The organism is Pseudomonas sp. Fl4BN1 (assembly GCF_009908285.1).
In the GTDB taxonomy this organism is placed as follows: Bacteria; Pseudomonadota; Gammaproteobacteria; order Pseudomonadales; family Pseudomonadaceae; genus Aquipseudomonas.
Map to the genome: position 1 here is coordinate 32,980 of NZ_JAAARM010000023.1, position 13,325 is coordinate 46,304.

Sequence of the window (13,325 nt, forward strand, 5' to 3'; positions counted from 1 at the left end):
ATGAGCCTGCTTGTCCAAGGCCTCGCCGCGCCCTTGCCACGGCGCCGTCACTTGCGCGCCCGCACCTGGGGCCTGCTGGCCGGGCTGATGCTATTGGGCCTGCTGGCCCTGCTGAGCCTGGCAATCGGTTCGCGATCCATTCCCCTGAGTGTGACCTGGCAGGCCCTGCACGCTGCCGACCTGCACAACGACCAGCACCTGATCCTGCGGGAGCTGCGCCTGCCACGGACCCTGATCGCCCTGCTGGCCGGGCTGGCCCTGGGAGTGGCGGGCGCGGTGATGCAGGCGGTGACCCGTAATCCCCTCGCCGAACCCGGCCTGCTGGGGATCAACGCCGGTGCGGCCCTGGCGGTGATCATCGGCGTGGCACTGCTGGATCTGACGAGCATGGCCCAGTACCTGTGGCTGGCGTTCTTCGGCGCCGGGCTGGCGGGCATCGTCGTGTTCCTGCTGGGCCAGGCCCACGAGACTGGGACCAATCCAGTGCGTTTGGTGCTGGCCGGTGCCGGGTTATCGGTGATGCTCACCTCGCTGACCGGGATCCTGGTGCTCAACAGCCCGCCCGAGGTTTTCGATCACTTTCGCCATTGGGCCTCGGGGTCGCTGTCCGGCAGTGGCTTCGCCCTGTTGCCGGTGCCTGCCCTGGCAATCGCCGGCGGCCTGGCCGTAGCCCTGGGCATTGGCGCCCAACTCAATGCCCTGGCATTGGGTCAGGACCTGGGCCGCTCGCTGGGGGTGAACCTGCGCCTGACCTGGCTGCTGGCCTGCCTGGCGGTGATGCTGCTGGCCGGTGCGGCCACTGCCGTGGCCGGGCCCATCGGCTTCGTCGGCCTGGTGGCGCCGCACCTGGCACGGATGCTGGTGGGCCCGGACTACCGCTGGATCCTGCCCTACTCGGCACTGCTGGCCGCCGGCCTGCTGCTGGGGGCCGACGTACTTGGCCGAGTGCTGGCCGCACCGGAGGAAATCGCCGCCGGAATCATCACCCTGCTGCTGGGCGGCCCCTGCTTCATCCTTCTGGTCAGGCGCTTTCGCCTGAGCCGACTGTGATGCCGCGCAACGCCCTGCGCATGGGCACCCGCTCCTTGCGCTGGCAGCCACGCACGGCGCTGGTCTGTGCATTGCTGGTGCTGCTGGCGCTGCTGCTGTGGGCTTGGTTGCTGGGCACGGGCAGCCTGGCCCTGACACCGGGCGAAGTGCTGGCCAGTCTCCTCGGCCAGGGCCAGGACCCTACCGCCCAACGGGTCATCCATCGTGTGCGCCTGCCCCGGGCACTCACCGCAACCTTGGTAGGCGCGGCCCTGGGCATGGCCGGGGCGATCTTCCAGTCGATCTCGCGCAATGCCCTGGGCTCGCCGGACGTCATCGGTTTCACCACCGGCGCCGCCAGTGGCGCGATTGTGCAAATCATGCTGTTCGATTCAGGGCCCCTGGCCACCTCCCTGGCGGCAGTGATCGCCGGCCTGTGCACTGCCCTGCTGGTGCTCATGCTGGCAAGAAAAGGCGGTACCAGTGGTGGCTATCGCCTGGTGCTGATCGGAATCGGCGTGGGCGCCAGCCTGTCGGGCCTGAACAGTATCCTGCTGGTCAGCGGCAACCTCGACCAGGCGATGTTCGCCCAGCTCTGGCTGGCTGGTTCGCTGAATACCCGGACCTGGTCCCATGTATTGCCGGCGGCCCTGGGCCTACTGGCCATCGCCCCGCTGGCCCTGTACCACGCGCGCCGCATCAACCTGCTGGAAATGGGCGACGCCGCGGCCACACAACTAGGGGTTGCGGTGGAGCGTACGCGGCTGATCATGGTCCTGGCCGCTGTCGGCTTGACCGCCGTCGCCACCGCCGCCGCAGGGCCCATCGCCTTTATCGCCCTGGCCGGCCCGCAACTGGCCAGGCGCCTGACCCGCTCCGCCGAAGTGCCGCTGGTATCCGGCGCACTAATGGGTGCGGTACTGCTGCTGGCCGCTGACCTGCTCAGCCAGCGCTTGGCCCTGCACGCCAACCTGCCGATCGGCCTGATGACCGGCTTGCTGGGAGGGTTTTATCTGCTGTGGCTGCTGGTGCGCAGCCGGCGGGTGTGAGCCTGGGCTTCATGAGGGGGCTCGAACGGTAACGACTGCGAAGTCTTCCAGAGACCTCTGCTCGCGCATAGCCCATGAACCTCAGCAAACGCCCGGTCGATCGGCACACCGGCAAATCCCTGCCCGGTGGTTGAAGTCACCTGCTGGCAGCCGATGATTGTCGATGCAGAACGCGGCAGGAATGTGATGAAGAATGGAGCCAGGGAGATCGCGGGCACAAATATCGCTATGATCGCCAGCCCCGCCCTGCTCCACGCAGGCGAGGTTGGATCGAGGGGCTGGGACCGGCCCTGAAACAAAACCACCAAGGACAACCGACCGAATGAAAATCATTGCCGCAGCCGTCACTCTTGCCCTCGTCAGCGGGTGCTCGATCTTCCCGGAAACGCGTGAAGCGCTGCTAGAAAAGGGCAATCACAACCCCGACTATTGCACGGCGGATGACGTTGCAGTGGTGACCAGCCGGGTTGAAGGCTATTTCTCCAAATGCATTCGCTCAAACCAGGTCAATGTGGGCAACGGCGCCAGTTTTGTGTCCACGATGCTGGTCGAGAAAAACACCACCGATGCGGGCACCGACTTCTCTGTCTATTCGCCTTCCGGAACGGCAGCCGGCTACTACTTGACCACCCGAATTTCCAGTGGTCCGGCCAGTTGCAGAACCCGAGTGTCTGCCACCTCTTACAACTTCATGTGGTCCAGGCATTTCGACAAACTGATTGAAAGCGCAAAAGGCAACGACCCTTCCTGCCTGCTTTGACCTCCTTGAACCCTCACTCGGCAGAACCCGATATGCGCCTGCTTTACCCCAGCGACCCATTCGACCCGAAACGCCCGGATGAACATTACCTCGAAGAGTACGCCGCCGTGCTGGCTGCCGGCCTGAGTGCCTCGCTGTTCTCTTTCGAGGATTTCGAAAGTGGCCGCTTCAAGGCCTCCCCGGCCCTTCAACCCGGCGAGCGGGTGCTCTACCGCGGCTGGATGCTGACACCGCAGGACTACGCCTCGCTGGTGCAGCATCTGCACGACAAAGAGGCCGTGGCATTCACCTCGGCGGCTGAATATCAGCGCTGCCATCATTTGCCGGAGTGGTATCCGCTGCTGGCCCCGTACACCAGCGAAACCCTGGTGTTGGCCGCCGATGCGGACTTCACCCAGGCACTCGCAGGGCTGAACTGGCCGGGGTACTTCATCAAGGATTACGTCAAGTCGCTGAACACCGGCAGTGGCAGCCTGGTGGACAGGCCCGAGGACATTGCCCCCCTGATCGAACAGATGCGTCAGTACCGGGGCCAGATCGAGGGGGGGATCTGTGTCAGGCGCCGTGAGGACTATCTGGCGGACAGCGAGCGCCGCTATTTCGTGCTCAACGGCCAAGCCTGCGCCGCGAGCGGCGAAGTGCCGGCGCTGGTGCAGGAATGCGCAGCACTGATCGACAGTCGGTTTTTCTCGGTGGACGTGATATTGCGCAGTGACGGCGTACTGCGCCTGGTGGAACTGGGTGACGGCCAGGTATCAGACCGCAAGGAATGGACGGCGCAACACTTTGCCAAGATGCTCGGCGCCGTTGCCTGAGAGGCCACTCAGCGCAACAGACGCCGCAGCCCCGCCTCGAAAGCCCCGTCAAGCCCATGCCCGTCCTCGCCGGCCAAGGCCAATGCCAGGGCGTGGCCATGGGTGTAATCCACCAGCAGTTCGAACAGCAGTTGCGGTTCATCGTCGAACTGCCGCACCTGCTCAAGCAAGTCCTCGCTGAAGGCCGCCAAGGAACCGCCAAACAACTGCGGGTCACTCAAGATGCACAGGGTCAGCGCCGGGTGACGGCGCACCCGCGCCATGTAGTGACCGAGCAACACCTGGACCCGTTGCACCGGCGGCAGGCCCAGCGCAGGTTCAGGCAGCGGCTCGCCGTGTACCCGCTCCACCAGCAAGCGCATCAGGTTGTGCTGGTCACCCACGTGGTAGAGCACTGACATCGGGGTGATCCCCAGTTGCCTTGCCAACGCCCGGACCCCAAAACCCTGCGGGCCCAGCGCCTGCAACTGTGCCAGGCCGGCCTCCAGCACCCGCTCCAGGTTCAGCGCACGGCCAACGCCCGGACGACCGCTGCGCTTGGGTTGCTCAGTCATGGGCACTGTCCGGTTCAATGCGATAACGGGTGCTGACCAGTCCGTCGGGATACTGCCTGGAGGCGATGCAACTCAACCGCAGGTCCCTCTCGAGTGCGCCGAACAGAGGACGCCCGCTGCCGATCAATACCGGCACCCGGGTCAGGGTCAACTCATCGATCAGCCCGGCCTGGAGAAACGCGCGGATCACCGCGCCGCCGTCGATATAGGCCTGCTGCCAACCCTGTTCCTGCAGTTCTGCCACCAGTTCCGCAGGTTGCGCGGCGCTGATCCGCAGCCGGTCTCGCAGGTGCTGCGGCACATCCTGCGCGGTGAGGCTACGGCTCATGACCACCACGGGTTTGTCGAAGGGCCAGGGCTCGAACCCCAGGACGCTTTCATAGGTGCCACGCCCCATGACGATGCCATCCACCGACGCCATGAACGCGGCGTAGCCGTAGTCCTCCCCGGACTCGCCGCTGGGCAGCCAGTCGATAGCCCCATCGTTGCGAGCGATGAAACCATCCACCGAGGTGGCGATGAACACCTTGCCAAAAGCCATATGCGTTGCCTCGAAGCACTTAAACATACAGCGTATGATAAACCCATCTCGGGGCCTGCTGACAACAGCCCTGAACTGCTGCCCGTCGCCTGCCCTGGTTGTGCGGCGCTCAGGCCTGTTCGGCATAGGCACCCAGTCCCTTCACCAGCGCCGCGAAAGTCACCGCACAACGCGGGCTGTCGCGCAGGTCCTCATGCATCGCCACCCAAGTCTCCAGCCGTGGTGCGAACACGTCCGCCAAGACCCGTACCAGCCGCGGATCGGCGCTGGCCAGCAAGCTCTGGCAGACGCCAATGCCGAACCCCGCGCGAATCGCCGCCAACTGCGCCAGGTCACTGTCGCTGCGCAAGGCGAAACGGCCACGGGTGAGCATCGGATACTGCTGTTGCAGGCCGCGAATAAACGCGGTTTCAGTGTCGAAACCGATCAAGGCATGGTCGGACAAGTCGGCCAGCGAGGTCGGTATGCCCTGCTGCGCCAGGTAGTCATGGTGTGCATGCAAGCCCAGCTCGATACCCGCTACGCGTCGTACCAGCAATGCCTCCTGGGTCGGGCGGAACATCCGTACGGCAATGTCCGCCTGGCGTTGCAGCAAGTCATCCGCGCGATTGGACAGCACCAGCTCGATCACCAGTTGCGGGTGCTGTTGACGCAAGGCGGCGAGTATCGGGGGCAACACCTCAACGCCGATGATTTCACTGGCCGAGAGCCGCACGCAGCCCTGGACACCGGCGCCATGGCTGCTGGCCACCCGGCGCAAGGCGGCCTCTCCTGCGGCCACTTGCAGCAGGTAGGGCCTGAGTTCCAGCGCCGCTTCAGTGGGAGCGAAGCCGTCGAAGGAACGGATGAACAGCTTCAGGCCCAGGGCAGATTCCAGCAGGTCGATGTGCCGCCCGACCGTGGGCTGGGACAGGCCCATGGCACGACCGGCAGCGGACAGCGAACCGCTTTCCAGGACCGCGAGAAAACTCCGGTACCAGTCCCAGTTAAGGGTGGTGTCAGTCAGGCTATGCATTTATTTATAGAGCCCATCGAATACTGGTCAATTTTCATTTAGCCGAGGATTCTGCACCCTGCAAGCTCTACCTCGGAAAAAGGAACCTTGTCATGCCACAAATAGCCCTGTTCGGCGCCGCCGGTGCCATCGGCCAAAGCATTGCCAGCGCCCTGCGCTCCCGGGGACAGAGCTATCGCGTGGTGGGCCGCAACGAAGCTGGGCTGATTCAGGCCTTCGGCGGTGATCCGTTGGCCGAGTGCGTCACCTGGGACCCCGAGCGGCCCGACTCGATCGAAGCCGCGGCGGCCGGGATCGACACCCTGATCTATCTGGTGGGGGTCAACTACTGGCAGTTCGAACTGCACCCGCAGTTGATGCGCAAGACCCTGGAGGGCGCAATCGCCGCCGGGGTGCGCAAGATCCTGCTGATCGGCACGGTGTATCCCTACGGTCTGGCCCAGGGCAATCCGGTGAGCGAAGACCACCCCCGCCAGCCAAACAGCTTCAAGGGGCGCATGCGCAAGGCCCAGGAAGACCTGCTGATGCAGGCACATGCCGACGGCCGCATCCAGGCTGCGGTGCTACGGCTAGCGGATTTCTACGGCCCGGGGGTGGACAAAAGCCTGCTGCACAACGCGGTTCAGGCCGCGGTTCAGGGCGGCACCGCAGACCTGGTCGGCCCCCTCGATCGGCCCCACGAGTTCGTCTTCGTGCCTGATGTGGGTCCGGTAGTCTGCCGGCTGATCGAACGCCCCGAAGCGTTCGGCAAGAGCTGGCACCTGGCGGGCGCCGGTGTCACCAGCCAGCGCGAGCTGATTGCCCAGATCCAGCACCAGAGCAACAGGCAACTCAAGTTGCGGGTGGTCGGCAAGACCCTGCTGCGTGTGCTGGGCCTGTTCAACCCCCTGCTGCGCGAGATGGTGGAGATGCACTACCTGATCAGCTCGCCGCTGATCCTCGACGACTCGGCCCTGCAACGCTTGATCGGTCCATTCCACAAGACCTCCTACGCCGAGGGTGTACGCCAGACATTGGCTGAGGCAGGCAACCGGCACCAGCCGTGAACAGGCTTCAGAAACTGAAGCGGTAACCGACATTGGCCGCCCAGGGCCGGTCGATGTTCGAGCCTTCGCTGGTCTCGACCTCGGCATACAGCTGATGGTTGCGAGTCAGCTCCCCGGCCATGCCAACCCCGGCATACCAGCCGCCGCCACTGCCATCGGGACGGCTGGCGATGCCGTTGGTGCGGACCTTGTTCTGCGCCGACAGATCCTCGATCCAGCCAGCCTTGAGGTAAGGCTGCAGACGCGTGCCGTTGTTCAACTGCAGCTCGCGACCGGCGCGGGCGCCAACGCGTACCTGGGTCGACAAGCCGTCACCAGGTTCCACCTGCAAGCCGTTATCCAGGCGATAGCTGTCCGAGCGGGCGTAGAGCATCGAGACCTGCGCTTGGGGCTCGACGAACCAGCGGTTGCCCAGGTCGATCTGTTTACCGACCTCCACCGACAGGCCAGCGCCTTTACTGCGTGAGCTTCCCGAGACTTTGGCACCGTCGGTGCCCCACACATCCAGGCGGTTGGACCAGCGGTTCAGGGTCAGCAAGGTGTCGGTGTACCAGCCGGAGTCATCCAGGTAAGTGGCATAACCCCCCAGGTGATAGCTGTCGAGCTTGCCGCTGCCCTCACCCTTGAAGTCCCGATCGGTTTGGCTGTAACCGGCCAATGCACCCACCACCAGCTGGCCCCCGGCAGTGTCGATCCGCGTATCGATGCCCAACTGCGTGCCCTGTACCCGCTGGGAAAAATCACGTCCTACGCCGTTGTCCAGGGACTGCTGCTGGCCGAACCCGCGGATCCACAGCCCCTGCTGGTCCGCCCCTTCGCGCAGCTCGCCGACCCGCTGCAGCAAGGTCGCGCGCTCGGCGTCCCAGGTGGCGCGCAGGCTGGCGATGGCGCTGCTGTTGACCGCCGCGCTGGCGCCGGTGGACAGGTTGTCCGGGCCGGGCGTCGGCTGAGTCCGGCCGACATTGAGCAAGTTCCAATTGCCCTGGGTATCGGCCTGCAGCGCGTAGCGGAAGGTTCCCACGTCCACCACCCCATCACGGTTGGCCAGGGTAAACGAGCCCGGGCCACCGGCACTTTGCACCAAGTTCGGGCTTTGCCCTTCGGCACTCGGTTCGACACCGGAGTTGCGAATCAGGATCTGGTTGCTGCCCATGACCTGGCCGTCGATGACCAGCCGATCGCCCTGCTGCCGGCCAAGATCGGTGTTCATGATGTAGAGGCCATCGCCCGCAAGGTCACCGCTCACCTGCAACTGCTTGAACGCCCCCGCCAACCCGGGATCAGCGAACTCCACCACGCCGTTGTTGGTCAACCCGGTGAGGGACGAGTCGCCACGCAGTAGCCAGGCGCTGCTGTCGTCCAGGGTCAGTTGGGTATCCCGCCCGCCGCCCTTGATCGCCCCGTCGAGGCTGGAATGATCGGCCAGCGACAGTTGCAGGCTGCCGGCGTCCACCAGCACGTCGCCCTGCAAGTGAGAGCGGACTGCATCGAGCTTCACAGCACCCGCCAGCACTCCGCTCGCACGGTCGGTGATCCACAACGCCGTGCCCGGCTGGCCGCCGCGGCGACCAATCAGGACGCTGTCGGTGAGGTGCGTGGTCAGGCCGCCACCATTGACCAGGATGCCCGCCCCGTCCTGGGTTTCAATCCGGCTGGCATTGACCTCGACGTTGTTCACCACACCGGTGAGCGTGGCGTAACTGAAGATGCCGTGGGCCTGTGCGCCACCGGTGCCCACGCTCGCGCCCTGGAACAGCGTGCTCGCATTGTTGCTGATGGACAGACCATAAGCCTGCTCGCCGGCAGTCAGCACATCGCTGTCGACAAGCTGCACACTGGCGCCCCGGCCAGAGGCAAACAAGCCATGGGCCAAGTCGCCGTGGGTGACGATGCGGCTGTCGTTGAGGGTGATGTTCGCCCCCGACAACCGTGCCAATGCCCCCACCGCACCAAGGCCCGACGTCTCGATCAGTGTTCCGCTGACATTGAATACCGCCCCTGGGCTGCCGCCGGTATCCGGCGATGCGTACAAGGCGTGAGCACTGTTGCCCTGGGTGCTGATGACCCCGCCGTCCATCGTGAACACACCGCCACGGTTATCGATGGCCAACGCCTGGGTGCCATGGGTTTCCAGGATACTGTTCTTGACGTCGACCCGAGTGTTGCTGCCTGGCATCCAGATCGCCGCACCGGAATCGGTGATGATGTGCACGTTATCCAGGTCGGCGCTGGCGCCGCTGGCATTGACGTTGATGCCGTAACCATTTTGCGTGGTGATCGTGGTGTTGCTCACCACCGCAGTGCCCCCCGGTTTCTGATACTGCGATGACAGGTAGATGCCATCGCCCTTGGCGTTGATCACGCCGTTGCTGAAGGTCAGGGAGGCGCTGGTCACACTCACCCCGCGCCCATTGCTGGCATTGACAGTGACCCGGTCGGCGCTGATGGAGGAGCCAAGCCCATCGACGGACATCGCCCCCAGGAAACCCTCGGAGTTGACGGTCACCCGGTCCAGTTGCACGGACACCCCGGCGGAGGCTGTGACGCCACGGGTGGAACCGGTCGAATGGGTGTTCAGGGTCATGTTCGAGGCCTGAATGACCGAGCCGTTGCCACTTGCGGACAACGCGTCAGCCTGGTTGCCCGAGGTGTCGATGGAGCCACCGGACAACTGTGCCTGGCCACCGGCAGTGACCGACACGCCACGGCTTTGAGAACCGCTGGTGGTGATCTGCGCATCGTTCAGTGTCAGCTGGCTGCCGGCACCTGTGGACACCGCGCCAGTGGCAAAGTCGGAGCCGCCGGTGGTGATGTTCACATCCGTCAGCGTGGCCTGGCCACCGGCTCCCACTTGAACCCCCACCACTACGGTGCTCGAGTCGTCCGCCGTGGCGTGGATCTCGTAGCCGCTGCCCTGCAACTGATTTTGCGCGCCGTTGACCCGCACCGCCGGCCCTGAGCCGCTGTGATCGACGCTCACACCATCCAGGGTCAGGGATTCACCTTGAGGCGAGGACAAGTCGATGCTTTCATACTCGCTCGCTTGAGCAGACTGAGCAGGAAGCGTCATCAGCGCCAGCGCTGAACTGATCGCCACATTCAGGATTTTCTTAACCAGGATCATGAGGGTCTCTGTGTTGTACAAAAGACCTGCATGATCGAATTGGGTGACCAACTAAAGAACAAGAACATCCTCAAATGTCCGAACATTAAGGATGTTCTTAACAAGCACCATGAACAGCTCTGTTCATCTCCTCGGTCACAACCGCAACCGCTGTGAGAACGCCTCAGAAATTCAAGCGATAACCGACATTCATCGCCCAGGGGCGGTCGACGCTTGAGCCTTCACTGGTCTCCAGGTCGACATACAGCTGATGGTTACGGGTCAGTTCCGCGGTCACCCCAGTGCCTGCGTACCAACCGCCACCACTGCCATCGGGGCGACTGCTGATGCCATTGGTGCGCACGGTGTTTTGCGCTGAAAGGTCCTCGATCCAGCCAGCCTTGAGATAAGGCTGCAGGCGCGTGCCGTTGTCCAACTGCAATGCACGGCCGGCACGGGCACCGGTACGCACCTGGGTCGACAAGCCGTCACCAGGCTCCACCTGCAAGCCGTTATCCAGGCGATAGCTGTCCGAGCGGGCGTAGAGCATCGAGACCTGCGCTTGGGGCTCGACGAACCAGCGGTTGCCCAGGTCGATCTGTTTACCGACCTCCACCGACAGGCCAGCGCCTTTACTGCGTGAGCTTCCCGAGACTTTGGCACCGTCGGTGCCCCACACATCCAGGCGGTTGGACCAGAGGTTCAGGGTCAGCAAGGTGTCGGTGTACCAGCCGGAGTCATCCAGGTAAGTGGCATACCCCCCCAGGTGATAGCTGTCGAGCTTGCCGCTGCCCTCACTCTTGAAGTCCCGGTCGGTTTGGCTGTAACCGGCCAGTGCCCCCACCACCAGCTTGCCCCCGGCAGTGTCGATCCGCGTATCGATGCCCAGTTGCGTGCCCTGTACCCGCTGGGAAAAATCACGTCCTACGCCATTGTCCAGGGACTGCTGCTGGCCGAATCCGCGGATCCACAGCCCCTGCTGGTCCGCCCCTTCGCGCAGCTCGCCGACCCGCTGCAGCAAGGTCGCGCGCTCAGCGTCCCAGGTGGCGCGCAGGCTGGCGATGGCGCTGCTGTTGACCGCCGCGCTGGCGCCGGTGGACAGGTTGTCCGGGCCGGGCGTCGGCTGAATCCGGCCGACATTGACCAGGTTCCAATTGCCCTGGGTATCGGCATGCAACCCATAGCGATAGGTACCGGCATCCACCACTGCACCCCGGTTGGCCAGGGCGAACGAACCCGGGCCACCGGCGCTTTGCACCAGGGTCAGGCTTTGCCCCTCGGCCCCGGGTTCCGAGCCAGAGTTGCGCACCAGGATGTCGTTGTTGCCCATGACTTGGCCGCCGACGATCAGGCGGTCGCCCTGCTGCCGGCCGAGGTCGGTGTTCATGATGTAGTGGCCGTCGCCGGACAGGTCACCGGTGACCTGCAACTGCTTGAACGCTCCGGCCAGCCCTGGATCGGCGAATTCCACCACGCCGTTGTTGCTCATCCGGGTCAGCACCGAGTCGCCGCGCAGGGTCCAGGCGCTGCTGTCGTCCAGGGTCAGCTGGGTGTCCTGGCTGCCACCCTTGATCGCCCCGTCGAGGCTGGAATGATCGGCCAGCGACAGTTGCAGGCTGCCGGCGTCCACCAGCACATCGCCCTGCAAGTGAGAGCGGACTGCATCGAGCTTCACAGCACCCGCCAACACTCCGTCCGCGCGATCGGTGATCCACAACGCCGTGCCCGGCTGGCCGCCGCTGCGACCAATCAGGACGCTGTCGGTGAAGCGCGTGGTCAGGCCGCCACCATTGACCAGGATGCCCGCCCCGTCCTGGGTTTCGATGCGGCTGGCATTGACCTCGACATTGTTCACGACCCCGGCGCCAGTGGCGAAACTGACGATACCGTTGGCATTGGCGCCGCTGGTGCTCATGGTCGAGCCCTGGAACAGCGTGCTCGCATTGTTGCTGATGGCCAGACCGTGAGCCTGCTCACCCGCGGTCAATACATCGCTGTCGGTAAGCTGCACGCTGGCGCCACGCCCCGAGGCGAACAGGCCGTAGCCCAAGTCACCGTGGGTGACGATGCGGCTGTCGCTGAGGGTGATTTTCGCTCCCGACATCCGCGCCAGCGCACCCACCGCGCCGCGCCCCGAAGTCTCGATCAGGACCTTGCTGACATTGAACACCGCCCCTGGACTGTTACTGGTGTCAGGAGAGGCATACAGCGCATGAGCGTTGTTGCCCTGAGTCGTGATCCTCCCACCCTCCATGGTGAACACACCGCCACGGTTATCGATGGCCACCGCCTGGGTGCCCTGGGTTTCCAGGATGCTGTTCTTGACGTCGACCCGGGTGTTGTTGCCTGGCATCCAGATGGCACCGTTGTAGCTGCCCAGGGTGGTGATGTGCACGTTGTCCAGATCGGCAGCAGCGCCGTTGGCATTGACGTTGATACCGTAGCCATTTTGCGAGGTGATCGTAGTATTGCTCACCACCGCCGTGCCGCCCGGTTTCTGATAGAGACCGCTCAAGGTAATGCCATCGTCCTTGGCATCGATAGAACCATTGCGAAAGATCAGGGAGGCGCTGGTCACACTCACCCCGCGCCCATTGCTGGCATTGACAGTGACCCGGTCGGCGCTGATGGAGGAACCAAGCCCATCGACGGACATCGCCCCCAGGAAACCCTCGGAGTTGACGGTCACCCGGTCCAGTTTCACGGACGCCCCGGCGGAGGCTGTGACGCCACGGGTGGACCCGGTCGAATGGGTGTTCAGGGTCATGTTCGAGGCCTGAATGACCGAGCCGTTGCCACTTGCGGACAACGCGTCAGCCTGGTTGCCCGAGGTGTCGATGGAGCCACCGGACAACTGTGCCTGGCCACCGGCAGTGACCGACACGCCACGGCTTTGAGAACCGCTGGTGGTGATCTGCGCATCGTTCAGTGTCAGCTGGCTGCCGGCACCGGTGGACACCGCGCCAGTGGCAAAGTCGGAGCCGCCGGTGGTGATGGTCACATCCGACAACGTGGCTTTGCCGCCAGCCTCGACTTGCACGCCGACCACCGCGTTGCCCGGGCCGCCGGCCGTGGCATGGATTTCGTAGCCTGTACCCTGCAGCTGGTTCTGCGAGCCGCTGACGCGCACCGCCGGGCCTGTTCCCGAGTGCTCGACACGAACGTCATCCAGGGTCAGGGATTCGCCCTGAGGAGAAGAAAGATCAATATTTCCATAATCGATCGCCTGAACGGATTGAGCTGAAAGTGCCATCAGCGACAATGCCGAACTGACCGCCACGCTTATCGTCTTCTTAACCAGAACCATAACTTTAAAGCCTTTGTGTTAGAGCACAAGAGGCGTTAAGGATCGAGCTAATAGAAAAACTAACAAATGAGAATCTTCTTAAAGCACATCCATTAAGAATATTCTG

General features: G+C 64.0%; 10 protein-coding genes. 5 read left to right on the forward strand and 5 right to left on the reverse strand.

Annotated elements, in window-relative coordinates:
* From GV818_RS23000 to GV818_RS23015, 4 genes are all read left to right on the forward strand, one after another.
* Positions 1 to 1,050, forward strand: a complete 1,050-nt coding sequence (locus tag GV818_RS23000; protein ID WP_161757763.1) for a FecCD family ABC transporter permease — start codon at positions 1 to 3, stop codon at positions 1,048 to 1,050.
* Positions 1,050 to 2,078 carry a FecCD family ABC transporter permease gene (locus tag GV818_RS23005; protein WP_178125075.1) on the forward strand — a complete coding sequence of 343 codons (1,029 nt, stop codon included), beginning with the start codon at positions 1,050 to 1,052 and terminating at the stop codon, positions 2,076 to 2,078. The genes GV818_RS23000 and GV818_RS23005 overlap by 1 nt, the downstream gene beginning before the upstream one ends.
* Before the next feature lie 322 nt (positions 2,079 to 2,400).
* Positions 2,401 to 2,838, forward strand: a complete 438-nt coding sequence (locus tag GV818_RS23010; RefSeq protein ID WP_161757765.1) for a hypothetical protein — start codon at positions 2,401 to 2,403, stop codon at positions 2,836 to 2,838.
* Between the two features lie 32 nt (positions 2,839 to 2,870).
* Positions 2,871 to 3,653, forward strand: a complete 783-nt coding sequence (locus tag GV818_RS23015; RefSeq protein WP_161757766.1) for an ATP-grasp domain-containing protein — start codon at positions 2,871 to 2,873, stop codon at positions 3,651 to 3,653.
* An 8-nt stretch (positions 3,654 to 3,661) separates the two neighbouring features.
* Here GV818_RS23015 and GV818_RS23020 read toward each other — a convergent pair whose 3' ends face one another.
* From GV818_RS23020 to GV818_RS23030, 3 genes are all read right to left on the reverse strand, one after another.
* Positions 3,662 to 4,207: a TetR/AcrR family transcriptional regulator gene (locus tag GV818_RS23020; RefSeq protein WP_161757767.1), complete on the reverse strand. Its 546-nt coding sequence runs from the start codon at positions 4,205 to 4,207 to the stop codon at positions 3,662 to 3,664.
* Entirely contained in the window at positions 4,200 to 4,748 is a 549-nt protein-coding gene (locus GV818_RS23025) for a dihydrofolate reductase family protein (RefSeq protein ID WP_161757768.1), read from the reverse strand. Before GV818_RS23025 ends, GV818_RS23020 begins: the two co-directional genes overlap by 8 nt.
* Positions 4,749 to 4,857: 109 nt before the next feature.
* Positions 4,858 to 5,763, reverse strand: a complete 906-nt coding sequence (locus GV818_RS23030; RefSeq protein WP_161757769.1) for a LysR family transcriptional regulator — start codon at positions 5,761 to 5,763, stop codon at positions 4,858 to 4,860.
* A 92-nt stretch (positions 5,764 to 5,855) separates the two neighbouring features.
* On the opposite strand from GV818_RS23030, the gene GV818_RS23035 reads away from it, so the two are divergent.
* Entirely contained in the window at positions 5,856 to 6,809 is a 954-nt protein-coding gene (locus GV818_RS23035; protein ID WP_161777623.1) for an SDR family oxidoreductase, read from the forward strand.
* A 7-nt stretch (positions 6,810 to 6,816) separates the two neighbouring features.
* Here GV818_RS23035 and GV818_RS23040 read toward each other — a convergent pair whose 3' ends face one another.
* Together GV818_RS23040 and GV818_RS23045 are read right to left on the reverse strand one after the other, a co-directional pair.
* On the reverse strand, positions 6,817 to 9,933 hold the full coding sequence (locus GV818_RS23040; RefSeq protein ID WP_178125076.1) for an autotransporter outer membrane beta-barrel domain-containing protein: 3,117 nt from the start codon (positions 9,931 to 9,933) through the stop codon (positions 6,817 to 6,819).
* 163 nt (positions 9,934 to 10,096) lie between these two features.
* Entirely contained in the window at positions 10,097 to 13,165 is a 3,069-nt protein-coding gene (locus GV818_RS23045) for an autotransporter outer membrane beta-barrel domain-containing protein (RefSeq protein WP_256679515.1), read from the reverse strand.
* Positions 13,166 to 13,325: the final 160 nt, after the last annotated feature.